25 protein-coding genes and 2 tRNA genes are annotated in these 21211 nt (G+C 70.5%); 24 read left to right on the plus strand and 3 right to left on the minus strand.

Annotated elements, in window-relative coordinates; genetic code table 11:
• Positions 1-81: 81 nt before the first annotated feature.
• The gene (locus HNQ05_RS06685) at positions 82-2331 is read left to right on the plus strand and encodes a putative bifunctional diguanylate cyclase/phosphodiesterase (protein WP_183677683.1); all 2250 of its coding nucleotides are present in this window, start codon (positions 82-84) and stop codon (positions 2329-2331) included.
• 44 nt (positions 2332-2375) lie between these two features.
• Here HNQ05_RS06685 and HNQ05_RS06690 read toward each other — a convergent pair.
• The 3 genes from HNQ05_RS06690 to HNQ05_RS06700 all read right to left on the minus strand — a co-directional run bounded on the left by HNQ05_RS06690 (position 2376) and on the right by HNQ05_RS06700 (position 4497).
• Positions 2376-2452: transfer RNA gene (locus HNQ05_RS06690), tRNA-Arg, on the minus strand.
• Between the two features lie 85 nt (positions 2453-2537).
• Positions 2538-3470 (minus strand): NAD(P)H-binding protein, encoded by a 933-nt coding sequence (locus tag HNQ05_RS06695; protein WP_147148084.1) that lies wholly within the window; start codon positions 3468-3470, stop codon positions 2538-2540.
• A gap of 103 nt (positions 3471-3573) precedes the next feature.
• A complete protein-coding gene (locus HNQ05_RS06700) occupies positions 3574-4497 on the minus strand; it encodes a radical SAM protein (RefSeq protein WP_147148086.1) in 924 nt (307 codons plus the stop codon).
• A gap of 125 nt (positions 4498-4622) precedes the next feature.
• Here HNQ05_RS06700 and HNQ05_RS06705 point away from each other — a divergent pair.
• The 23 genes from HNQ05_RS06705 to HNQ05_RS06815 all read left to right on the plus strand — a co-directional run bounded on the left by HNQ05_RS06705 (position 4623) and on the right by HNQ05_RS06815 (position 21085).
• Positions 4623-4698: transfer RNA gene (locus tag HNQ05_RS06705), tRNA-Ala, on the plus strand.
• A gap of 117 nt (positions 4699-4815) precedes the next feature.
• Positions 4816-5166 (plus strand): 50S ribosomal protein L21, encoded by a 351-nt coding sequence (rplU, locus tag HNQ05_RS06710; RefSeq protein WP_147148088.1) that lies wholly within the window; start codon positions 4816-4818, stop codon positions 5164-5166.
• A gap of 3 nt (positions 5167-5169) precedes the next feature.
• Positions 5170-5430, plus strand: coding sequence for a 50S ribosomal protein L27 (gene rpmA / locus HNQ05_RS06715; protein ID WP_013457167.1), 261 nt, complete (start codon positions 5170-5172; stop codon positions 5428-5430).
• Positions 5431-5460: 30 nt separating this feature from the next.
• The gene (gene obgE / locus HNQ05_RS06720) at positions 5461-6708 is read left to right on the plus strand and encodes a GTPase ObgE (RefSeq protein WP_147148090.1); all 1248 of its coding nucleotides are present in this window, start codon (positions 5461-5463) and stop codon (positions 6706-6708) included.
• The gene (nadD, locus tag HNQ05_RS06725; protein WP_147148092.1) at positions 6709-7290 is read left to right on the plus strand and encodes a nicotinate-nucleotide adenylyltransferase; all 582 of its coding nucleotides are present in this window, start codon (positions 6709-6711) and stop codon (positions 7288-7290) included.
• Positions 7256-7807: a bis(5'-nucleosyl)-tetraphosphatase (symmetrical) YqeK gene (gene yqeK, locus HNQ05_RS06730; RefSeq protein WP_147148094.1), complete on the plus strand. Its 552-nt coding sequence runs from the start codon at positions 7256-7258 to the stop codon at positions 7805-7807. The genes nadD and yqeK overlap by 35 nt, the downstream gene beginning before the upstream one ends.
• Positions 7788-8918, plus strand: coding sequence for an LCP family protein (locus tag HNQ05_RS06735; RefSeq protein ID WP_147148096.1), 1131 nt, complete (start codon positions 7788-7790; stop codon positions 8916-8918). Before yqeK ends, HNQ05_RS06735 begins: the two co-directional genes overlap by 20 nt.
• Positions 8919-8924: 6 nt before the next feature.
• On the plus strand, positions 8925-9272 hold the full coding sequence (rsfS, locus tag HNQ05_RS06740) for a ribosome silencing factor (protein WP_147148098.1): 348 nt from the start codon (positions 8925-8927) through the stop codon (positions 9270-9272).
• Between the two features lie 4 nt (positions 9273-9276).
• Positions 9277-9603 carry a YraN family protein gene (locus tag HNQ05_RS06745; RefSeq protein ID WP_147148100.1) on the plus strand — a complete coding sequence of 109 codons (327 nt, stop codon included), beginning with the start codon at positions 9277-9279 and terminating at the stop codon, positions 9601-9603.
• 56 nt (positions 9604-9659) lie between these two features.
• Positions 9660-9902, plus strand: a complete 243-nt coding sequence (locus HNQ05_RS06750) for an SHOCT domain-containing protein (RefSeq protein ID WP_147148101.1) — start codon at positions 9660-9662, stop codon at positions 9900-9902.
• A gap of 3 nt (positions 9903-9905) precedes the next feature.
• On the plus strand, positions 9906-10574 hold the full coding sequence (locus HNQ05_RS06755; protein ID WP_147148102.1) for a response regulator transcription factor: 669 nt from the start codon (positions 9906-9908) through the stop codon (positions 10572-10574).
• Positions 10571-11680 carry a sensor histidine kinase gene (locus HNQ05_RS06760; protein WP_147148103.1) on the plus strand — a complete coding sequence of 370 codons (1110 nt, stop codon included), beginning with the start codon at positions 10571-10573 and terminating at the stop codon, positions 11678-11680. The genes HNQ05_RS06755 and HNQ05_RS06760 overlap by 4 nt, the downstream gene beginning before the upstream one ends.
• A 24-nt stretch (positions 11681-11704) precedes the next feature.
• Positions 11705-12268: a CueP family metal-binding protein gene (locus tag HNQ05_RS06765; protein WP_147148104.1), complete on the plus strand. Its 564-nt coding sequence runs from the start codon at positions 11705-11707 to the stop codon at positions 12266-12268.
• On the plus strand, positions 12255-13697 hold the full coding sequence (locus HNQ05_RS06770) for a multicopper oxidase family protein (protein ID WP_147148105.1): 1443 nt from the start codon (positions 12255-12257) through the stop codon (positions 13695-13697). The genes HNQ05_RS06765 and HNQ05_RS06770 overlap by 14 nt, the downstream gene beginning before the upstream one ends.
• The gene (locus tag HNQ05_RS06775) at positions 13697-14320 is read left to right on the plus strand and encodes a thioredoxin-like domain-containing protein (RefSeq protein WP_147148106.1); all 624 of its coding nucleotides are present in this window, start codon (positions 13697-13699) and stop codon (positions 14318-14320) included. Before HNQ05_RS06770 ends, HNQ05_RS06775 begins: the two co-directional genes overlap by 1 nt.
• A gap of 83 nt (positions 14321-14403) precedes the next feature.
• The gene (locus HNQ05_RS06780) at positions 14404-16563 is read left to right on the plus strand and encodes a copper-translocating P-type ATPase (protein WP_147148107.1); all 2160 of its coding nucleotides are present in this window, start codon (positions 14404-14406) and stop codon (positions 16561-16563) included.
• A 74-nt stretch (positions 16564-16637) separates the two neighbouring features.
• A complete protein-coding gene (locus tag HNQ05_RS06785) occupies positions 16638-17042 on the plus strand; it encodes a DUF302 domain-containing protein (RefSeq protein ID WP_183677685.1) in 405 nt (134 codons plus the stop codon).
• The gene (locus tag HNQ05_RS06790; protein WP_147148109.1) at positions 17039-17230 is read left to right on the plus strand and encodes an SHOCT domain-containing protein; all 192 of its coding nucleotides are present in this window, start codon (positions 17039-17041) and stop codon (positions 17228-17230) included. Before HNQ05_RS06785 ends, HNQ05_RS06790 begins: the two co-directional genes overlap by 4 nt.
• 2 nt (positions 17231-17232) lie before the next feature.
• Positions 17233-17814: a hypothetical protein gene (locus HNQ05_RS06795; RefSeq protein ID WP_147148111.1), complete on the plus strand. Its 582-nt coding sequence runs from the start codon at positions 17233-17235 to the stop codon at positions 17812-17814.
• Positions 17811-18410: a DOMON domain-containing protein gene (locus tag HNQ05_RS06800; protein WP_147148113.1), complete on the plus strand. Its 600-nt coding sequence runs from the start codon at positions 17811-17813 to the stop codon at positions 18408-18410. The genes HNQ05_RS06795 and HNQ05_RS06800 overlap by 4 nt, the downstream gene beginning before the upstream one ends.
• A complete protein-coding gene (locus HNQ05_RS06805) occupies positions 18407-19072 on the plus strand; it encodes a PspA/IM30 family protein (RefSeq protein ID WP_147148115.1) in 666 nt (221 codons plus the stop codon). The genes HNQ05_RS06800 and HNQ05_RS06805 overlap by 4 nt, the downstream gene beginning before the upstream one ends.
• The gene (locus HNQ05_RS12335) at positions 19069-19512 is read left to right on the plus strand and encodes a rhodanese-like domain-containing protein (RefSeq protein WP_147148117.1); all 444 of its coding nucleotides are present in this window, start codon (positions 19069-19071) and stop codon (positions 19510-19512) included. The genes HNQ05_RS06805 and HNQ05_RS12335 overlap by 4 nt, the downstream gene beginning before the upstream one ends.
• A 103-nt stretch (positions 19513-19615) precedes the next feature.
• Positions 19616-21085, plus strand: a complete 1470-nt coding sequence (locus HNQ05_RS06815; protein WP_147148118.1) for a DUF5666 domain-containing protein — start codon at positions 19616-19618, stop codon at positions 21083-21085.
• Positions 21086-21211: the final 126 nt, after the last annotated feature.

Genomic DNA, 21211 nt, shown 5'->3' on the forward strand with positions numbered 1-21211 from the left:
TCCGGCTCCCGGCCCGCAGGCCGAAGGCGGCGGTTGATGCGTCGTTCGGTCACGCCACGGGCTTGGAGGCACCTTCTGCACATGTCGGTGAAGCTGAATCAGGCCAAGACGCTGGATGAGATCGCGGATCTGGGGTTGGAGTTCCTGTTGCGGCTCGCTCAGCTGGAGACGGGCTGGATGGTGATCGAAGAGGACGGCGGCTTCCGGCTGGCGGCGGCGCGCAACCTGCCGCCGGGGCTGGAGGCCGAAGGGCGCGCTTTGCTGGTCGAGGGGGCCTGCACCTGCCAGGAGCTGTTTGCCAGCGGGCGGCTCCAGGCCACCGGCGAGTTCCTGGCCTGCGAGCGGCTGGAGCGGGTGATGCGCGCCGCGGAGGGGCGCTCCGAGGAGGAGCGCCTGCGGCTCACGGGCGGGCTGAACCGCCACCTGAGCATCCCGCTGATGGCCGGGGGTGAGCGCCTGGGTGTGGCCAACCTCGCCTTCCCCGAGGGGCGCACGCCGCCGCGGGAGCTGTACCAGGTGCTCACGCTGGCGGGGGCGGCGTTGGGCTCGGCCATTCACCGGGGGCTGCTGCTCGAGCGGCAGCAGCGGGTGCGTTCGGAGCTGGAGGAGCGCCTGCTCGACCTTTCGCGCGAGCTGCTCAAGAGCGCCACCCTGGACGACCTCAAGCAGGTGCTGACGCTCGCGACGGCCTCGTTCGGCGCGCTGGCGCCGCTCGAGCTGGCCGTGCTCTGGCGCCCGCGCGGCAACGGCCTCCCCGAGGAGCTCGACGGTACCCACCGCATCCTGGTGCAGCGGCTGGAGGCCCCGCCGCGGGAGGCCGACCCCGACCCCTTCGCCCGCTGGGCGCACGAGCTGGAGGAGGGCGGCGCGCCCGCCGAGCCGACCTGGGAGGGGGCGGTGGGCCTCTTCCCGCTGCGCATCCGGGCCGCCGCCGTGCTGCCGTTCGTGGGCGCGCTCCTGGTGCGGCTCGAGGCCGAGCCCGAAGACCGCCGCCTCGCCAACTGGGCCTTCGGGATGGTCGCCGAGCTGATCGCCGCGGCGATCGCCCGGCTGCTCTCGCAGGAGCGGCTGCGCTACCTTTCGTTCCACGACCCGCTGACGGGGCTGCTCAACCGGCGCGGCTTCGTCGAGCACCTGCGCACCGCGCTGCCGCTGGCCGAGCGCGAGCGCTGGAAGCTGGCCGTGGCCATGGTGGACATGGACGACTTCAAGCGCTACAACGACCGGTTCGGCCACCTGGCGGGCGACCGGCTGCTGCAGCAGGCGGCCCGCATCATGCAGGAACACCTGCGCGCCAGCGACGTGGTGGCGCGGATCGGGGGCGACGAGTTCGCGATCCTGCTGCAGAACACCACGATCGAGGGGGCGGGGTTCGCGCTCGAGCGCATCCGGGCGGCGCTGCTGGAGATCCCCCACGCGGGGGCTTCCATCGGGGTGGCCTTCTTCCCCGACGACTCCCAGGATCCGGAGGAGCTGCTGCAATCGGCCGACCTGGCCCTCTACGACTCGAAGATCCAGAAACGGGTGGTCTTCGTCGCGCCCGGTCTGCGCGCGCGCTTCAAGCGCCGGGTGCGCCTGGAGAACGCCATCGAGGCGGCGCTGCGCACCCCGGGGCTCCCCGGCTTCGCGCTGCACTTCCAGCCGCGTTTCGACATGGAGCGGGGGCGCGTCTCCGCTTTCGAGGCGCTGCTGCGCTTCACCGGCCCCTCCGGCCCGGTCTCGCCGCTCGAGGTCTTCGCGGTCGCGGGCGAGCGCGGGTGGATGATGAAGCTGACGCACTACGTGCTGGACGGAGCCCTGGGCTTTTTCGCCGCCCACCGCGCGCGCATCCCCGAGGGGGTGCGGGTGGGCGTCAACGTGCCGCCCGCGCTGCTGGTCCCCGAGCTGCTGAAGGAGGTAAGCGCGACCCTCGAGCGGCACGGGCTCGACGCCGGAGCCCTGGAGATCGAGGTAACCGAGGAGGTCATCGCTCACGACGACACCCCCTGGAACGTCCTCGAGGAGCTGGGGCGGATGGGGGTGCGGCTGGCGCTGGACGACTTCGGTTCGGGCTTTTCCAACCTGAGCCGGCTGGTGACCCTCCCCATCCAGGTGCTGAAGCTGGACCGCAGCTTCGTCGACCTGCTCACCACCCACAACGAACGCGGCGTTCCGGCGGTTCGCGGCATCGTCGCCATGGGACTCGACATGGGGCTGGTGGTGGTGGCCGAAGGGGTGGAAACGGACGAGGCCCTCGAGCGGGTGCGCGCCGCCGGCGTCCGCGAGGTGCAGGGCTACGTCCTCTCGCGGCCCGTGCCTCCGGCCGAGCTGCTGGCGCGCAACTTCGCCTGAAGCTTGCAAAAGGGAGCGCTCCCGACTGGGAGCGCTCCGAACTCTGGCGGGCCCGAGAGGATTCGAACCCCTGACCTGCTGATCCGTAGTCAGCCGCTCTATCCAACTGAGCTACGGGCCCAAGCAAAGGTTAATCTACCCATCCACCGGGGGTTTGTCAAGGTGGGCGCGGCCCGGAAGCGCCGGCTTCGCGAACGGGTTCCCGATCAGCCGCCGACCCCGTAGTCCTGCCGCGCCACCTCGGCCAGGGCGGCACCGGCGGGGGTGGGCTCGAGCCCGAAGCGCTCGGCAATCTTGGAGCTGTCGAAGACGTAGGGGCGGTCGTACTGGTAGATCATCTCCACGCTTTCACGCACCAGGGGGTTGAACAGCCCCGCCAGCCGCGCCATCGGCCGCGTGACGAGCTGCAGCCGCGGCTCGACCCCCAGGGCCCGGGCGACCGCTTCCACCCACGCCTGCCCCGTGTGCGCCTCGCCGCTGGGCAGGTGCCAGACCTCGCCGTAGGCGTCGTCGCTCGCGCCCAAGAGCGCCAGCGCGCGGGCGGCGTCGGGCAGGTAGGTGAAGTTGTGGGGCTGTTCGGCCGAAGCGAACCAGATCGCCTTCTTCCCCTGGCTCAGGGGCTCGAAGGCGAGGAAGTTGAGCACCCCGCTCCAGGGCTTGCCGTAGCCGAAGAAGTCGGCGCTGCGCGCGATCAGGGCCTCGACCTCGCCGCGCTCCATGGCCTTGAGCAGCGCCTCGGCGATGCGCGCCCGCACCCGCCCCTTGCGGCTTACCGGCCGTACGGGGGTGGTCTCGGTCATCCGCCCCATCCGCTCGGGGTCGTACATGTAGACGTTATCGAAGAAGACCAGGCGGGCGCCGTGGCGGGCGCAGGCGGCGATCACGTTCTCCATGACCCGCGGCCAGTCGCGTTCCCACACCGCGGCGCGGTAGGGGAGGCCCACGGTCAGGTAGCAGACCCGGCTGCCCCGGACGGCGCGGTCGGTCGCCTCGGGATCGGTCAGGTCGGCGGCCACCGTTTCGGCCTCGCCGTACGGCTGGGGGTTTCGGCTTACGAGCCGCAGCGCGTGGCCGCTGGCTTGCAGCTGGGGCAGCAGGGCGCGGGCCACCGGCCCGCCGGAACCTAGAAGGGTGTGCATGGATCGAGCCTCCCTGGAGGCAGCCTACCCGATAAACTTGTGAAAGAAAAGTAATTTGCACCATAAAGTATGCTCCGGCGGCGGAGAGGGCGGCCGCGGGGCCTTAACGGGCGAAGCGCCAGAGCCCGAGCCGACGCGCGTAGGCGATCGCTTCGCGGTATTCCGACGAGGTCAGGCGACGGTTCAGCTCCGGGTAGCGCTCCCCGCCGACCCGGTAGGCCGGGTGGTACTGGTCCATCAGGTTGAGGTAGACGTCCCGCGAGATCTCCTCGGCCAGGAACTTTAGGATCGCCTTGGTTTCTTCGAGCAGGCCGGGCATCACCAGGTGGCGCACCAGCAGCCCCCTGCGGGCCAGGCCGTCGGGGCCGACCTGCAGGTCGGCCACCTGGCGCTGCATCGTCCGCAGCGCCGCGCGGGCGGCCTCCGGGTAGTCCGCCGCGCCGAGGTAGCGGCGGGCGAGTTCGGGTGTCCAGAGCTTGAAGTCGGGCAGGTAGAGGTCCACGACGCCGTCCAGGAGCTCGAGGCTTACGGCGGCGTCGTAGGCCGAGGTGTTGTAGACGACCGGAAGCCTGAGGCCCTTCTCTGCGGCGATGAGCAACGCCTCCAGCGCCTGGGGGACGACGTGCTCGGGCGTGACCCAGTTGAAGTTGTGGACGCCCTGGCGCTCGAGCCAGAGGAAGACGTTCGCGAGCTCCGCGGCGCTCAGCTCCTCGCCCGCCGCCTTCTGGCTAATCTCCCAGTTCTGGCAGAAGACGCAGCGCAGGTTGCAGCCGGCGAAGAAGACCGTACCCGAGCCGCGCCGGCCCCGCAGCACCTCTTCTTCCCCGAAGTGGGGAAAGGCGCTGGCCACGCGCGCGCGGCGGCCGATGCGGCAGACGCCGATCCGGTCCGCCCGCCGGTCCACCGCGCAGCCCCGCGGACAGACGCGGCAGGGGCTTAGCTCGTCCAGCGCCCGCTCCACGCGGCGGGCGAGCTCGCCCGTGGCCAGCAGCTCGAGGTAGGCCGGATGGCTGGAAGATACCCTCATTTCGATAGGGCTCCCTCATTCTAGCCGCCCGCGCCGAGCCGCGCCCGCGCAGGCGCGGCGGGGCCCGGCGCAGGCGCGTGTCAGCTTGACAAACCGCGCGCCCGCGGGTAGATTATCCCTTGCTTGGGGCCGTGGCGCAGTTGGGAGCGCGCCTCAATGGCATTGAGGAGGTCAGGGGTTCGAATCCCCTCGGCTCCACCAGAACCCGGGGCTCAGGCCCCGGTTTTTTCCTCGGGCGGTCAGGCTCCTTGATTAAAGGGGGTCTGCCCGCTACAATGAAAAGTCGGCAGGCCTTCTGGCCTTTTGGAGGACGCATTCATGTACGCGATCATCAAGACCGGTGGCAAACAGTACCGCGCCGAAGAGGGCGCGATCCTGCGCGTCGAAAAGCTGGACGCCCAGCCGGGCGAGAAGGTGGAGTTCGACGTGCTGATGGTCGGCGGTGACAAGGTCAAGGTGGGCGACCCCACCGTCAAGGGCGCGAAGGTCGTGGCCGAGGTGCTGCGCACCGAGCGCGGCAAGAAGATCACCGTCGCCAAGTTCAAGGCCAAGACCAACTACCGCCGCAAGAAGGGCCACCGCCAGTGGTTCACCGAGCTGCGGGTCGAGAAGATCCGCCTGCGGGCGGCGCGCAAGAAGAAGGCCGAGGAAGAGAAGGCCGAGGAGTAGACCATGGCACACAAAAAAGGACTCGGTTCCACCAAGAACGGTCGCGACTCGCAGTCGAAGCGCCTGGGCGTCAAGCGCTTCGGCGGCCAGGTCGTGAAGGCGGGGAACATCATCGTGCGCCAGCGCGGCACCAAGTTCAAGCCCGGAAAGAACGTGGGCCTGGGCCGCGACTTCACCCTCTTCGCCCTCGTGGACGGGGTGGTGGAGTTCCAGGACAAGGGCCGCCTGGGGCGCTACGTCTCGGTTCGTCCGCTCGAAGGTTAGGCCCCGCCCGGGAAGCCCCGGGCCTATAAAATGTTCCGCGATACGCTCGAGATCACCGTCGCCGCCGGTCACGGAGGCGACGGTGTCGTCAGCTTCTTCCGCGAGAAGTACATCCCCAAGGGCGGCCCCGACGGCGGCGACGGCGGCCGCGGGGGCAGCGTCTACCTGAAGGCGGGCTCCGGCGTCGACTCGCTGGCCAAGCTCTCCAAGCGCAGCTACAAGGCCGAGCGCGGTCAGCACGGCAAGGGCAAGGGCATGGACGGCCGCGCCGGAAAGGACCTGGTCATCGAGGTGCCGCTGGGCACCCGGGTCTACGACGCCGAGACCGGCGAGCTGATCGCCGACCTGGTGACCGAGGGGCAGACGGCGCTCGTGGCCAAAGGCGGCGACGGCGGGCTTGGCAACGCCCACTTCGCCACCTCCACGCGCCAGGCGCCGCGGTTCGCCTTGGGCGGGCTGCCGGGCGAGAAGCGCCGGCTGCGCCTCGAGCTGCGCCTGATCGCCGACGTGGGTCTGGTGGGCTACCCCAACGCCGGCAAGTCGAGCCTGCTGGCGGCGCTCACCCGCGCCCGTCCCAAGGTGGCCGACTACCCCTTCACCACCCTGAGCCCCAACCTGGGCGTGGTCGAGGGCGAGCTGGAGCGCTTCACCCTGGCCGACATCCCCGGCATCATCGAGGGCGCTCATGAGGGCAAGGGGCTGGGCCTCGACTTCCTGCGCCACATCTCGCGCACCCGCCTGCTGCTCTACGTCCTCGACGCCACCCGCGAGCCGCGGGCCGCGCTGGCGGCGCTGCGGCGCGAGGTGGGCGCCTACGACCCCGGGCTGCTGCGGCGCCCCAGCCTGGTGGCGCTCAACAAGGTCGACCTGCTCGACGGGGACGCCGTAGAGGAGCGGGTGCACGCGCTGGCGGCCGAGGGGCTCGCGGTGGTGCCCACCTCGGCGGTGACGGGCGCGGGGCTGGAGGAGCTGAAGCAGGCCCTCTTCCAGCTGCTCCCGGCGGCCCCCCAGCCGGTCACCCCTCCGGGCCCGCGGGTGCGCGAGGAGGTGCCCGCGCTCGAGGTGCACGAGGTCGAGGAGGGCGTCTTCGAGGTGCGCGCCCCCGAGCTGGAGCAGCTGATCGGCCGCATCCGCGGCGAGCTCTTCGAGGCCGCCGAGTGGCTGCAGGGCGAGTTCCGCCGCCGCGGGGTGGAAGCGGCGCTGAAGGCGCGCGGCGTGCGCGCCGGCGACACCGTGCGGATCGGCGATCTCGAGTTCGAGTACATTCCGGAGGGCTAGATGCGCATAGGACTGTTCGGCGGCAGCTTCGATCCGGTGCACATGGGGCACCTGCTCGCCGCCAGCGAGTCGGCCGACCGGCTCGAGCTGGACGAGGTGCACTTCGTCACCGCCGCCCGCCCCCCGCACAAGCGGCCGGTGGCCCCGGCCGAGGCGCGCCACGAGATGGTGGTGCTGGCGACGATCCTGGACGGGCGCTTCCGCACCAGCCGGCTCGAGCTCGACCACCCGGGGCCGACCTTTACCGTCGACACCCTGCGCCGCGCCGCGCGGCTGTGGCCGGGGGCCGAGCTCTTCTTCATCACCGGTGCCGACGCCTACCGCGACCTGGCCACCTGGCGCGAGCCCGAGGCGCTTGTGGAGCTGGCGCGGATGGTGGCCGTGAGCCGGCCCGGCTACGACCTGAGCCGGATCGACCCCTTCTTCCGCAAGCGGGTGCGACCCATCGAGATCCCCGGGTACGACATCTCCAGCACCGAGATCCGCCGCCGCATCGCCGAGGGGCGTTCGGTGCGCTATCTGGTCCCCTACGAGGTGGAGGTCTACATTGCCAAGCACGCCCTCTATCGAAACGATCGCTGAGCGCGTTCGCGCCCGGGTTTCCCCGGAGCGCTGGGCCCACATCGTCCGCGTCGCCGAGCTGGCGCGGCGGATCGCCGAGGCCGCCGGCGCCGAAGGCGAACGCGCCTACCTGGCGGGCCTGCTGCACGACGTGGCGCGCGAGCTGCCGGAGGAAGAGCTGCTCGCCCTCTGCCCGCCCGAAAACGAGGTCGAGGCCGCCCACCCCCGCGCCCTGCACGGCTGCGCCGGCCGCAAGATCGCGGCCGAATGGGGGGTGACCGACCCCGAGGTGCTCGAGGCCATCGAGGGGCACGTCTGGGGCGTTTCGCCGGCGAATCCCGTCGGCATGGCCGTCTACGTGGCCGACACCTGCGAGCCGGGTCGCGGGGTGAACGACGACCTGCGCGAGCGCGCCCTTGCAGGCGACCTGGAAGGGGCCTACGCCGAGGCGGTGGCGCGCAAGGTGGCCTACCTGAAGGCTAAGGGGATTCCCATCCACCCCCGTACACTGAAGGCGTATGCCGAAGCGCACGCGTAGACGCCTGATCCTGCTGGGTCTCACCCTCGTTGCGCTGGGCGTCCTGGTCGCCCTCTGGCCGCACGCGAGCCGCTCCCTGACCCGCCAGGGGGCGGGGGGCGCGCCCGAGCTGAGCCTGGTGCTGGCGGCGCGCGACATCGAGTACTGCGGCCCCGCCACCCCCTGCGGCCCCGGCAGCCGCACCGACACCATCTTCTACGTGCGCCTCCTGGGAAACCGCGCCTGGGTGGTGGCCATCCCCCGCGACACCTACGTCGAGTTTGATGGTTACAAGGGCAAGATCAACGCCGTCTACGGCTTCGAGGGGGCCCAGGGCCTGGCCCGGGCGGTGGAGCAGGTGCTGGGGCTGCCGGTGGACCACTACGCGGTGCTCACCCTGGATCAGGCCGCCCGCGCCGTGGACGCGGTTGGGGGGGTGACCGTCTACCTGCCCGACGCGATGGACTACGACGACAACGCCGCGAACCTGCACATCCACATCCCCGCGGGACGGCAGCACCTGGACGGCCAGGAGGCCGTGGGCTACATGCGCTTCCGCGGCTGGGTGGGCGACGACCTGAGCCGTCTCGACCGCATCAAGGAGGTGGTGCTGCAGGTGATGAAGCGGGCCGCGAGCCCCGCCAACTGGCCGCGGGTGCCGGGTCTGGTGCGCGACTTCTGGGCCGACATGGAGACCGACGTGGACGTGGGCCAGGTACTGGCGCTGCTGCCGGGCCTGCGCGGGCTGGAGCTGAAGACGGCCACCCTGCCCACCCGCGAGGAGGGGGTCTACCTGGTCTTCGACGACGTGATGCGGCGCGCCTTCCTGGCGGCCTTCCTGGGCATCGATGCCCGCCCCTCGGTGCCGGCGCCCGAGGCGCGGGTGCTGATCCTCGACGGCAGCGGCGCGGGGCTGGGCGAGGCCTACGCCCGCGGGCTCGAGCGCCTGGCGCTGCCCGCGCCCGAGGTGCGCCGCATCCGCCTGCAGGAAGCCAGCAAGGTGCTGGTGGACACCGCGCTCGCGGCCGGCGGCTACTACGCCGAGGCCGTGCACCTGCCGCTCATCTCGCGCTTCCGGCTCTACTACGACGCCGACGTGGTCATCGTGCTGGGCCGCGATCTGGTACCCTAAGGACGAATGGTGAAGACGATCGATGCGGTAGAACTGATCACCAAGATCACCCAAGCCCTGGAAGACAAGAAGGCCGAGAACGTGGTGGCGCTGGACCTGCGCAAGGTCTCGGACTCGCTCGACTACTTCGTGATCGCCACCGGCACCAGCCAGCCCCACCTGCAGGCGCTGCAGGACCACGTCCAGGAGAAGCTGCGCGACGAGGGCATCCGCCCCGACGCGGTCGAGGGGCCCTCGAGCCGCTGGTGGCTGCTCAGCTACGGCCCGGTGCTGGTGCACATCATGAGCCCCGAGGCGCGCGAGTACTACGACCTCGAAGGTTTCTGGGCCGACGCCGAACGCCTGCCCCTCTGATCCCGTGAAAGGCCGCTGGGCCGAGGACGCCGCGCTCGAGCACCTGCTCGCGCGCGGGTACAAGCTCGTGGCCCGCAACCGGCGCACCCCCTACGGCGAGATCGACCTCTGGATGGAGCACGAGGGCGAGCCCGTCTTCGCCGAGGTGAAGCAGCGGGCCTCGGGTCGCTACGGCACGCCGCTCGAGAGCATCCGCCCCTGGAAGCTCGAGCGGATGAAGCGGAGCGCCCTCTTCCTGCTGGGCCGCGAGGACGTGAGCGTGCGCTTTCTCGCCGTGCTGGTCTCGGGCGGCCGCGAAGCCTGGAGCATCGAGCTGGTGCCCCTCGAGTGAGGCTTTACAGAAGCTTTACCTTGCGGGTCCACCCTTGATCCAGGAGGTGATGAGGCATGATGGGATGGTGGGGACCCGGTTACGGAATGGGCGGTTGGGGCTTCCTTTGGGGCCTCTTGTGGTTCGCGCTGATCGCCTGGGGGATCTACACCCTGGTGAAGATCGCCAGCCAGGGAGGCTTCCAGGGCGGAAGCTCCAGCAAGCAAGACGCGGCCCTCGAGCTGTTGCGCAAGCGCTACGCGCGCGGTGAGATCGACAAGGAGACTTACGAACGCATGAAGCGCGACCTGGAGGAGTAGGGTTTGGCCAAGATCCTGATCGTGGACGACGACCCGGCGATCCGGGAGATCCTCCGGGCCTACCTGAGCCACGAGGGCTACGAGCTCAGCGAGGCGGCCGACGGGGTGAGCGCGCTGGCGCTCGCCCCCGCCGCCGACCTGGTGGTCCTCGACCTGATGCTGCCCGAGATGGACGGGCTGGAGGTGGCGCGGCACCTGCGGCGCGACCTCCCCGACCTGCCCATTCTGATGCTCACCGCCCGGGGCGAGGAGGAGGAACGGGTGCGCGGCTTCGAGGAGGGCGCGGACGACTACGTTACCAAACCCTTCAGCCCCCGCGAGCTGGTGGCGCGGGTGCGCGCGTTGCTGCGCCGCTCCGGCCTGCACGACCGCCTCGTCTACGGCGAGCTCGAGATCGTGCCGGGGAGTCGCGAGGTCTACCTGGCGGGGCGGCCGGTGGAGCTTTCCAAGCTGGAGTTCGACCTGCTGCTCACGCTGGCGCAGCACCCGGGCATGGTCTTCAGCCGCGAGCGCCTGCTCGAGCGCGTCTGGGGCAGCGACTTCTTCGGGGTCGAGCGGGTGGTGGACGTGCACGTCGCCTCGCTGCGCAAGCGCCTGGGCGACGAGCCCGACCGGCCCCGCTTCATCGAAACGGTGCGCGGCGTGGGGTATCGTTTCAAAGAGACGGAATGAAGCTCTTCCCCAAGCTGTTCCTCAGCCACCTGCTCGTCGTGGTCATCGCCGAGGCGGCGGTCTTCGTGCTGGTCGAGTTCTTCGCGCCCCGCTTCTTCGCCGAGCACGTGGCCCGCATGGTGCACGTGGTGCAGATGATGGGGATGGGTCCGATGGTCGAGAGCCTGCGGGTCGACCTGGAGAACGGGCTCTCGGCCACCCTCACCTCGGCGCTGCTGGTCTCGCTGCCGCTTTCGGCGCTGCTGGCGGCGGTGACGGCCTACTGGGTCAGCCGCCGGCTGGCCCGCACGGCCAACCTGCTGGCCTCGGGCAGCCGCCGTATGGCGAGCGGCGACTACCGGCTGCGCCTCCCCGTCGAGGGGCGCGACGAGCTCGCCGAGCTGGCGGTGCACTTCAACAACCTGGCCGAGGCGCTGGAGCGGGTGGAGCAGACCCGGGTCGAGCTGATCGGCAACGTGGCCCACGAGCTGCGCACGCCGCTGGCGGCGCTCTTGGGCTACGCCGAGGCGGCGGCCGACGGGGTGATGCCGCCCGAGGCGGTGGCCAAGGCGATCAGCCGCGAGGTGGCGGCGATGCGCCGCCTCGTCGAGGACCTCTCGCTGGTTTCCCGGGTCGAGGCGGGCTCGGTCGAGCTGGAGCTGGCCTCCCACGACCCCGCCGAACTGGTACGCGCCGCGCACGACCGCTTCGCCAGTGTCTTCGCCTCCGCGGGGGTGGAGCTGCGGCTCGAGCTTCCCCCCGAGGGGTTGCCGCCGGTGCGGGCCGACGCCGGCCGGGTGGACCAGGTGCTCGCCAACCTGCTCTCCAACGCGCTGCGCCACACCCCCAAGGGCGGCCGGGTCGAGATCCGGCTCGCGTCTGCCGGGGAGTTCGCGCGCATCTGCGTGCGCGACACCGGACCGGGCATCCCCGAGGCCTACCAGCAGCGTATCTTCGAGCGCTTCTTCCGGCTCGACGCCGCCCGCAGCCGCGGTTCGGGCGGCAGCGGGGTCGGGCTCACGGTCTCCAAGGGGTTGGTCGAGGCCATGGGCGGGCAGATCGAGCTGCGCTCCCGCCCCGGCGAGGGGGCCGAGTTCTGCTTCACCCTGCCCTTTGCAAAAGCTTAACACTCCTTCCCTAACCTGCCAGACATGAAACGATATACGGCAGTCGCGTTGCTGCTGGCCGGCCTGGTGCTGGTCTGGTGGACGTTCGGCCCCAAGGATCAAGACCCCTTCGCAAGCGCGCTCGCAGGCGCGGACGCCGAGGAGGCGATGGCGCTCGCCAACACCTGGAAGGCGGAAGGCAAGGGGGTGCAGAGCTACGTCACCCCCGAGGCGGTCGTCTTCCGCCTCAGCGAGAGCCGCGAGGTGAAGGTGCCGCTGCCGAAGGACCGCATGGTCGTGGCCGTGGCGCCCTACGTCAGCTTCACCCACCGTTGCGAGGTTCACTTCATGTCGAGCTGCCAGGGGGAGCTGGCGGGGGAGAAGGTCTGGATCCGCGTAGAAGACGAAGGCGGCCAGGTCGTTCAGGAGGGCGAGGTCACCCTGCTGCCCAACGGCTTCGTCGAGCTCTGGCTGCCGCGCGGCAAGCGGTACAGCTTCACCGCCCGCTACAACGGCCTGGAGGCCCGCAAGACCCTGACGACCTTCGCCAACAGCCCCACCTGCGTGACCGACGTTCCGCTTACGGAGACCCCACGTGACGACAGCTAAGCACGACCGCAGAACCTTTTTGGCCATGAGCGCCGGCCTGGTCGGCCTGGGCCTGGGCTTCCCGGCCCGGGCCCAGACCCGGGCCCCCGACGCCGACGTGCTGGTGAGCCGGGGCGGGGCGATCGAGGTGGACCTCGAGGCCCGGTTCGGGCCCACCCGCCTCGCGGGCCGCAGCGCCCGCCTTTTCAGCTACGGCGGCCGGGTGCCGGGGCCGCGCATCGAGGTGCGGCCGGGGGACGAGGTCACGCTCCGGTTCCGCAACAACCTGCCGGAGCCCACGAACCTGCACTTTCACGGGTTGCACGTGCCGCCGACCGGGAACGCCGACAACATCTTCCTGGAGATTCCCGAAGGGGAGCGGCTGACCTACCGTTTCAAGATTCCCGAGAACCATCCGGCGGGCACCTTCTGGTACCACCCGCACCTGCACGGGCTGGTGGCCAAGCAGGTCTTCCTGGGGATGGCCGGCCTCTTCGTGGTGCGGGGCGAGCTCGACGAGGTGCCCGAAGTGGCCGCGGCGCGCGAGCAGTTCGCCGTCCTCAAGGACTTCGAGGTCGCCGGCGGCCGGGTGCCGCCGCCCAGCCCCATGGAGTTCGTGCGCGGCCGCGAGGGCTCGCTGGTGACGGTGAACGGCGAGGTGGAGCCCGAGTGGAGCCTCGAGCAGGGCGGCCTGCTGCGCCTGCGGCTGCTCAACGCCTCGACCGCGCGCTTCTACCGCCTGAAGCTCGACGACCACCCGCTCTACCTGATCGCCACCGACGGCGGCGCGCTCGAAGAACCCTACGAGCTCGACGAGCTGCTGCTCGCCCCGGGCGAGCGAGCCGAGGTGCTCGTGCGCGGGGACCGCAAGCCCGGGCGCTACACCCTCTGGACCCTGCCCTACAACCGCGGAAACGGCGGTATGGGGATGGGCGGGGGCATGATGGGCGGCGCGCGGGGCGACACCCGCCCGCGGCCGCTCGCCCACCTGGTCTACCGGGGAAAGCGCAAGACCGCGCTCCCCTTGCCCGAACGCACCGGCCGGGTGCCCGAACTGGGCGTGCCGGTACGCCGCCGCCGCTTTGTGCTGGGCCACAGCATGCGGCCGGGGCGGGGGATGGTCTTCACCATCAACGGCCAGGTCTTCAACCCCGGCCGGATCGACACCCGCGTGCGCCTGGGCACCGTCGAGGAGTGGGAGATCGCCAACATGGGCGTGCTCGACCACCCCTTCCACCTGCACACCAACCCCTTCCAGATCGTCTCGCGCGGCGGCCGCCCGGAACGGCTGCGCGCCTGGAAGGACACCGTCCTGGTCCCGGTGAACCGCTCGGTGCGCTTCCGGGTGCGCTTCGAAGACTTCGCCGGCAACGCCGTCTACCACTGCCACATCCTCGAGCACGAGGACCTGGGGATGATGGGTATCGTTCGTTTCGAGGAGGAGGGCTGATGGGTAAGAAAGCCAGCAAAAAAGCCAAGAAGGACCGCAGCCGCAAGGCGCGCCGGGCCGGCGGGTTCGAACCGCCGCGCCGGCGCGGCCTGCCCTGGTTTCCGATCGCCCTGGTGGCCCTGGCGGTCTGGGGCGGGTACACCCTCTGGCAGGGCCGCGCCGCGGCTTCGAGCTTCGACCGTTACCTCGCCGAGGGGCAGGGGCTCGAGCTGGCGGTGGAGGAACAGCCCTCGCTGGGCTCGGCGCACCTGCAGCCGGGGGCCGCTTTCCGCTACGGCGAGCCCGCCCCCACCTCGGGGCCGCACAGCCCCTACGACCTCAAGCCGGGCTTCTACACCAAGCCCCAGTCCACGGAGCGGCTGGTGCACAACCTCGAGCACGGCAACGTCGTCGTCTACTACGACGCCGCCGACCCCGGAACCCTCAAGCTGCTGAAGGCGTGGGCGCGCACCTTTGCCGGGCCGATGGACGGCATCGTCGTCGCACCCATGGAAGGCCTGGGCGGTAAGGTGGTGCTGACCGCCTGGCAGAAGAAGCTGGTTCTCGACCCCTTCGACCCCGCAGCGGCCGCCGTCTTCATCGACGCGTACCGCGGCCGCGGCCCCGAAGCCAAGGTACGTTAGAGGTTTCTCAGAGGCCTGGTTTAAGCTATGGACGGCAGGGATACCCCACCCCCCCAGGGGTGGGTATCGGCAAAGGAGACCGCATGAAGGACCACCAACACGACGACGCGGCGCACAAGGAGCACGCGCACGCACAACCCACCGGCGAGCACGCCGGGCACAAGGATCACGACGCGGCGGCGCCCGCCGACCACGCGGACCACACCGGGCATGAAGGCCACGAGGGGCACGGCGCCCAGGCCGACCACGCCGGTCACGGCGAACACGGCGATCACGGCGGTCACGACAAGCACGCGGGGCACGACCCCGAGATGTTCCGCCGCCGCTTCTGGCTGAGCCTCGTGCTTACCGTTCCCATCCTCTACTTCTCCCCGCAGCTGCAGGCCTGGTTGGGATACACCGCCTGGGACGTGGCCTGGGGGCGCTGGGTCGGCCCGGTGCTGGGCTCGATCCTCTACTTCTACGGCGGCGGGCCCTTCCTCGAGGGGGCGGTGCGCGAGCTGCGCCACCGCGTCCCGGGGATGATGAGCCTGATCGCCCTGGCCATCAGCGTGGCCTACGCCTACAGCCTGGCCGTCTCCTTTGGCTTTCCCGGCAAGCCCTTCTACTGGGAGCTGGCGACGCTGATCGACGTGATGCTGCTCGGCCACTGGATCGAGATGAAGAGCGTGCAGCAGGCCCAGGGGGCGCTCGAGGCGCTGGCCAAGCTGATGCCCACCACCGCGCACCGCGTGGTGGGGAAGAAGGTCGAGGACGTGCCGGTCGGCGAGCTGCGTGAGGGCGACGTCATCATGGTGCTGCCCGGGGAGCAGGTGCCCGCCGACGGCGTCATCGTCTCGGGGCGCACGACGCTGAACGAGGCCTTCCTAACCGGCGAGTCGAAGCCGGTCGAAAAGCAGGCGGGCGACGAGGTGGTCGCGGCCGCCATCAACAACGACGGCGTGATCCAGGTGAAGGTGACCCGCACCGGCGAGGCCACCACCCTTTCGCAGATCATGCGCCTCGTCAAGGAGGCGCAGCAGGCGCGCAGCCGCTTCCAGGCCCTCGCCGACCGCGCCGCCTCCTGGCTGTTCTACGTCGCCGTGGTGGTGGGCGGCGGAGCCTTCGGGGTCTGGCTGGCGCTGGGGCAGCCTTTCGACTTCGCGCTGGGCGTCGCCGTGACCACGCTGGTCATCGCCTGCCCCCACGCGCTGGGGCTGGCCATCCCGCTGGTGAACGTCAACGCCACCGCGCTGGCCGCAAAGAACGGGGTGCTGGTGCGCAACCGCGAGGCCTTCGAGCGCGCCCGCGACATCCGCGTCGTGGCCTTCGACAAGACCGGCACCCTCACCGAGGGCCGCTTCGCGGTGAGCCGGGTGGCCGCGGCTGCGGTAACGGAAGACGAGCTGCTGGCCCTGGCGGCGGCGATCGAACGTCAGAGCTCCCACCCGCTCGCCGACGCGATCGTCGAGGCCGCCGAGGGGCGCGGCGTCCAGCTGCCCGCCGCCGATGAGGTTCAGGCGGTGCCCGGCCAGGGGGTCGTGGGCACGATCGACGGCCGCAAGGTCTACGTGGGCCGGCCCGAGTGGACCGGCGAGTTCGGGCTCGAGCTGGATCCGGTGCGCGCGGCCGTGGCCACCGCCGAGGAGCGCGGCGAGAGCCTGATCGTCGTCTTCGAAGAGGGGCGCGTCCTCGGGGCCTTGGCGCTCGCGGACCGGGTGCGCGACAGCGCCCGCACCGCGGTGGCCCGCCTGCAGGAGATGGGCGTGGAGCCGGTGATGATCACCGGCGACGCCGAAGCGGTGGCGCAGGCGGTGGCCGGCGACCTGGGAATCCGGCGCTACTACGCCCGGGTCATGCCCCAGGACAAGGCGCGCATCGTGCGCGAGCTCAAGCAGATGGGCCACGTCGCCTTCGTGGGGGACGGCATCAACGACGCCCCCGCGCTGGTCGAGGCCGACCTGGGCGTCGCCATCGGCGCCGGCACCAACGTGGCCATCGAGTCGGCGGACCTGGTCCTGGTCGAGAACGACCCGCTCGACGTGGTGCTCGCCCTCAAGCTGGCCCGCGCCACCTACCGCAAGATGGTCGAGAACCTCGTCTGGGCCACCGGCTACAACGTGGTGGCCATCCCGCTGGCGGCCGGCGTGGCCTACGGCTGGGGCCTCCTGCTCAACCCGGCCGTGGGGGCGATCTTCATGAGCCTCTCGACCGTCGTCGTTTCGCTCAACGCCATCGCCCTGCGCCGGGCCAAGCTGGCCTGACCCCACTACCGGTGCGGGGTACCTTTACCGAAGCTTTACACGCGGCGCGTTCAATGCACTCGGAGGTAGACGACATGGCAGCGTTTAGAAAAAACATTCAAGGCCGCTTCGAGGACGTCGAGACCGAACTGGTGCGCCGGCTGGCGCAGCGCGGCTTCGGCGTGCTCAGCCGCATCGCGTTCCACGAGGTGCTCGAGCAGAAGATCGGCAAGAAGATCGAACCCTACGTCCGGCTGGGGGTTTGCAACCCCAAGCTGGCCTACGAGGCCCTCGAGGCCGAGCGCGGGGTGGGGGCGGTGCTTCCCTGCGCCGTCGCCCTGCGCGAGCTCCCGGAGGGCGCCGTCGAGGTCGCCTTCCTGCGACCCGAGGAGGCCTTCGTGCTCGCCACCGGGGCGTCGAGCCCGACGCTCGAGCGGCTGGCGCAGACCGTGGAGGCCGCGCTCCGCGAAGTCGTGGAGGAACTGGAGGTGGCGTCGTGATGATCTTCTTCTTTCTCCTGATGCTGGTGGCGCTGTGGGCGTTGTGGCGCATCAGTTCCGGCGGGCCTATTCTGGAGGGCCGCAAGGCGCCCAGCGAAGACGCCCTGGACGTCCTGCGCCGCCGCTACGCGGCCGGCGAGATCGACAGCGCGACCTACCGTCAGCAGGCGCGCGACCTGGAGGTTTGACTATGGGATGCGGATCCAGCAAACGCAGGCACCACGGGGTCTCCCTGCCCGCTGAGCCCGGCCCGCGGCCGCGGGGCGCGGACCCGGCGGCCCGGCTGGCGGAGCTCTACGCGGCGGGGCAGATCGACCGCGACACCTACCTCGACTACAAGGACGGACTCGAACGGGGCATCCTGGACGCCGCCGCGATCGAGCGGCTGGCCCGGGGCGAGCGCGCAGAGACGCGCTCCGAACCGGGCCTGGTCGCCGAGCTGCGGGCGCTCGATGACGAAGTGGTGGCGCTGAAGAACCGCATCTCCGGCCTTGCCGGGGAGGGGGCGCGGCTGCAGGCGCGCCTCGACAAGCTCGGGAGCCGCGCCGAGGAGGCGCTCGACGAGCAGGGCATGGACGCCCACGAGCTCTTCACCGAGAAGCAGGAGATCCGGGAGCGGCTGGAGGCGATCCGAAGCGAGCGGGAACGGCTCGAAGGGTTGCTCGAACGGCTGGAGGCGGCCCGCAGCGAGCTCGAGGCCCGCAAGGCGGAGGCGCGCATCGCGCAGACGCTGGAGCGGCTCGAGCGCGGCACGACGGGAGGCCGGTCATGAAGCGCCTGCTGGGGATCGTTCTGCTGCTGGGCCTGGTCTCGGCGGCCTCCGCCCCCAAGGTCGACGGCATCGTGGCCGACGGGGAGTACGCGCAGTTCCTGCAGACCGACACCGGCATGCGGCTGTACTGGTCGGTGGTGGACGGCGTCTTCTACGCCGCGCTGAGCGCGCCCAGCACCGGCTGGCTGGGGCTCGGCTTCGAGAGCATCGAAGGCCCGGGCGCCGGTGAACCGGGGCACGCCCACCCCGCCATGCTCGAGTCCGACCTCTGGATGCTGGCCGTGGTGGACGGCAAGGTCGTGGTCGAAGACGGCTACGTTCCCGAACCCGGCAAGCCCGCCGCCGACACCGCACTGGGGGGTACGAGCGACTTCCTGAGCGCCGCCGGCCGCGAGGTGGGCGGGGTGACCTACGTCGAGTGGAGCCGCAAGCTGACGACGGGCGACCGCTTCGACGTCGACCTGGCCAAGGGGCTGGGCCACGAGATCGGAATCATGCTCGCCTACAACCCCATGAGCGACGACTTTACGGAATACCACGGCATGAAGAGCCGCGACGAGCTGGAGATCGAACTGAACGAAGGAGGTATGCGATGAGCCTGTTGGACCGTATGAGCCGGTTGATCCGCGCCAACCTGAACGACCTGCTGCGCCGGGCCGAAGACCCGGAGAAGGTGCTGCGCCAGGCGCTCGAAGACATGAAGTCGGCCTACCGCTCCGCCAAGAGCGAGGTCGCCGGGGTGATGGCCGAGGTGCGCGGGATGCAGCGCGAGGCCGCCGGCTACCTGGAGATGGAGACGGTCTGGCGCGACAAGGCCAAGCGCGCCCTGGCCGAGGGGCAGGAGGAGCTGGCGCGCGAGGCGCTCAAGCGGGCGCGCCAGGCGCGGGCCCTCGCCGACGACCTGAACGCCCAGGCGCAGGAACAGGAGCAGATCGTGGCGCGCCTGCGGCAGCGGCTGGCGGCGCTGGAGGCCAAGATCACCGAGGCGCGCGCCCAGCTGAAGCAGCTCAGCGCCCGTCAGAAGAGCGTGCAGGCGGCCGAGTCGGTGCGCCGGGTGAGCGCGAACCTGGAGGCCCACCCCGCGGCCGAGGCCTTCGCCGAGATGGCCGAGCGGGTGGCCCAGATGGAGGACCGCCACCAGGCCCTGCTCGAGCTGGACGGCGAGGACGAGCTGGCCTCGCAGCTGGAGGCGCTGGCCGACCCCGCGGTCGAGGCCGAGCTCGAGGAACTGAAGCGTGAGCTGGAGGCGTCGTCGTGAACCGCTGGGCGGTGGCCGCGCTCGTCCTCGGCGTCCTCGCCCTCGCCGTCTGGGTGGTGGCGGGCCGGAACACCGGCGCGGCGGCCCTTCCCGAGGTGCCGGCGGGCGGCTACGCCGAGATCAGTGTGAGCACCCTCGGCAAGCTGCTGGAGACGCCCAAGGAGGAACGCGGCTTCGTGCTTCTCAACGTGCACGTCCCCTACGCGGGCGAGATTCCGGGCACCGACCTGCTCCTGCCCTACAACCGTCTGCCCGAGTTCGCGGACCGGCTCCCCCAGGACAAGACGACGCCCATCGTGCTCTACTGCCGCAGCGGGGCGATGAGCCGGATGGCCGCGAAGACCCTGGTACAGATGGGGTACACGCGCGTCTACGACGTGCCCGGGGGCATGAACGCCTGGCGCACCAGCGGCGGCAACCTCGTCTTCAAAAAGCGCTGAACCCCGCACCCTCCCGTGCGCACCCGACCCGGCGGCCGCCGGGTCGGGCTCCGTTTACCTCCTGTTAACCTCGCCGCCCCAGGCTGTAACCTGGAGGTTCAAGATGAGGATCAAAGGAGTACAAGGTTTACTCGCACTCACCACGTTGTTGGTGCTCGCCGCCTGCGGCACCCAGCCCGGCGCGAACACCGCCACGTCGGTCACGCTCGCGGGTGTGGTGGGCGGCACGGACACGAACCCCACGCTCTCGGGCCAGGCGCTCGACCTGTCGTCGGCCAGCGTGACCGTCAACGGCGACGCCGCCCAGACGAGCGTGCGGCCCGGCATGTTCATCTACGCCCAGGGCGTGAGCCAGGGCAGCACCGTAGCGGTGCAGTCGGTGGACGTCCAGATCGAGGTCAAGGGTCCGATCGAGAGCGTCGACGTCGCCGCTTCCCAGCTCACCCTGGTGGGGCAGACCGTTAGCGTGGACGCGCTCACCCGCATCTACGAAGAAAACCCCGACGACACCTACACCACGCTGGCCCTCGCCGACCTGCAGGCCGGCGACTACGTCGAGGTTTCGGGCACCCGCCAGGCCGACGGCTCGGTGCTGGCCACCCGCATCGAGCGCAAGCTGGTGACCTCCGGCGATCCCGAGTACGGCCAGGTGGAGGTTAAGGGCACCGCGACCAACCTGGATACGACCGCGATGACCTTCGACCTCGGGGGCTACACCGTGGACTACAGCGGCGCCACCGTCGAGGGCACCCCGGCCGAGGGCGCCTTCGTTGAGGTCAAGGGCCAGATCGATGCCGCGACGATGACGATCGCCGCCAGCAAGGTCGAGTTCAAGACGGCCGACCACGGCTCCGATCACGACGGGGAGCAGGCCGAGTTCTACGGCCCGGTGGTGAACCTCGACGAGGCCGCGATGACCTTCGAGCTGGCCGGCTTCACCGTCGACTACAGCGGCGCCACCGTCGAGGGCACCCTCGTGGAGGGGGCCTACGTCGAGGTGAAGGGCACCTTCGACGCCAGCGACGCCACCCTGGTGCACGCGGTCAAGGTGGAGGTGAAGTACGAACACGGTGGCGAAGGTTCCAGCTACGGCGAGGTCAAGGGTCCGGTCGAGACCATCGACACGGCCGCGATGCAGATCACCGTGGCGGGCCAGACCTTCTGGGCCGACGCGAACACCATCGTCAAGCAGGACGACCCCGACGGCCCGCTCAGCTTCGACCAGATTCAGACCGGCGACTGGGTCGAGGTGAAGTACAGTGACGCCACCGACGCCGACGGTAACAACTACGCCACCAAGATCGAGGTGGGGGGCGGCATGGACGGCGAGGGCCACGACGCCTACCACGAACTCGAAGGTCCGGCCACCGGCGTGGACGCCGCTCTGATGACCTTCCAGCTCGGTAGTTACACCGTGGTCGTCAGCGACGCCACCGTCTACGAGGTTTTCGACGCCTACGTCTCCGCCGCCGACTTCTGGGCCCAGCTCAGCGAGGGCGACCGGGTCGAGGTGAAGGGGAACGTCAACGAGAGCGGCAACTTCCTGGCCGCCAAGATCGAGCGCAGCAACTGAGCCGACACCATCGTGCACCTGCTTTCCGCACCGCCGCGGGGTCCACTGGACCCCGCGGCGGTGTTTACCTGGCGTTAACGCCGCCCTCCTAGGATTTGTAAGGGAAGGAACGTTTGTGTGGGGGAG

Origin of the sequence: Oceanithermus desulfurans, from assembly GCF_014201675.1 — a bacterium.
Lineage (GTDB): Bacteria > Deinococcota > Deinococci > Deinococcales > Marinithermaceae > Oceanithermus > Oceanithermus desulfurans.

Excerpts from the sequence above, each read along its gene's own strand:
- HNQ05_RS06695 (WP_147148084.1), bottom strand. The coding sequence starts at position 3,470 with ATGCACACCCTTCTAGGTTCCGGCGGGCCGGTGGCCCGCGCCCTGCTG.
- obgE (WP_147148090.1), top strand. The coding sequence starts at position 5,461 with ATGTTCCGCGATACGCTCGAGATCACCGTCGCCGCCGGTCACGGAGGC.
- HNQ05_RS06815 (WP_147148118.1), top strand. The coding sequence starts at position 19,616 with ATGAGGATCAAAGGAGTACAAGGTTTACTCGCACTCACCACGTTGTTG.
- HNQ05_RS06735 (WP_147148096.1), top strand. The coding sequence starts at position 7,788 with ATGCCGAAGCGCACGCGTAGACGCCTGATCCTGCTGGGTCTCACCCTC.
- rpmA (WP_013457167.1), top strand. The coding sequence starts at position 5,170 with ATGGCACACAAAAAAGGACTCGGTTCCACCAAGAACGGTCGCGACTCG.
- HNQ05_RS06685 (WP_183677683.1), top strand. The coding sequence starts at position 82 with ATGTCGGTGAAGCTGAATCAGGCCAAGACGCTGGATGAGATCGCGGAT.
- HNQ05_RS06765 (WP_147148104.1), top strand. The coding sequence starts at position 11,705 with ATGAAACGATATACGGCAGTCGCGTTGCTGCTGGCCGGCCTGGTGCTG.
- HNQ05_RS06795 (WP_147148111.1), top strand. The coding sequence starts at position 17,233 with ATGGGATGCGGATCCAGCAAACGCAGGCACCACGGGGTCTCCCTGCCC.
- HNQ05_RS06805 (WP_147148115.1), top strand. The coding sequence starts at position 18,407 with ATGAGCCTGTTGGACCGTATGAGCCGGTTGATCCGCGCCAACCTGAAC.
- HNQ05_RS06800 (WP_147148113.1), top strand. The coding sequence starts at position 17,811 with ATGAAGCGCCTGCTGGGGATCGTTCTGCTGCTGGGCCTGGTCTCGGCG.
- nadD (WP_147148092.1), top strand. The coding sequence starts at position 6,709 with ATGCGCATAGGACTGTTCGGCGGCAGCTTCGATCCGGTGCACATGGGG.
- HNQ05_RS06750 (WP_147148101.1), top strand. The coding sequence starts at position 9,660 with ATGATGGGATGGTGGGGACCCGGTTACGGAATGGGCGGTTGGGGCTTC.
- rplU (WP_147148088.1), top strand. The coding sequence starts at position 4,816 with ATGTACGCGATCATCAAGACCGGTGGCAAACAGTACCGCGCCGAAGAG.
- HNQ05_RS06785 (WP_183677685.1), top strand. The coding sequence starts at position 16,638 with ATGGCAGCGTTTAGAAAAAACATTCAAGGCCGCTTCGAGGACGTCGAG.
- HNQ05_RS06775 (WP_147148106.1), top strand. The coding sequence starts at position 13,697 with ATGGGTAAGAAAGCCAGCAAAAAAGCCAAGAAGGACCGCAGCCGCAAG.
- HNQ05_RS06760 (WP_147148103.1), top strand. The coding sequence starts at position 10,571 with ATGAAGCTCTTCCCCAAGCTGTTCCTCAGCCACCTGCTCGTCGTGGTC.
- HNQ05_RS06780 (WP_147148107.1), top strand. The coding sequence starts at position 14,404 with ATGAAGGACCACCAACACGACGACGCGGCGCACAAGGAGCACGCGCAC.
- rsfS (WP_147148098.1), top strand. The coding sequence starts at position 8,925 with ATGGTGAAGACGATCGATGCGGTAGAACTGATCACCAAGATCACCCAA.
- HNQ05_RS06700 (WP_147148086.1), bottom strand. The coding sequence starts at position 4,497 with ATGAGGGTATCTTCCAGCCATCCGGCCTACCTCGAGCTGCTGGCCACG.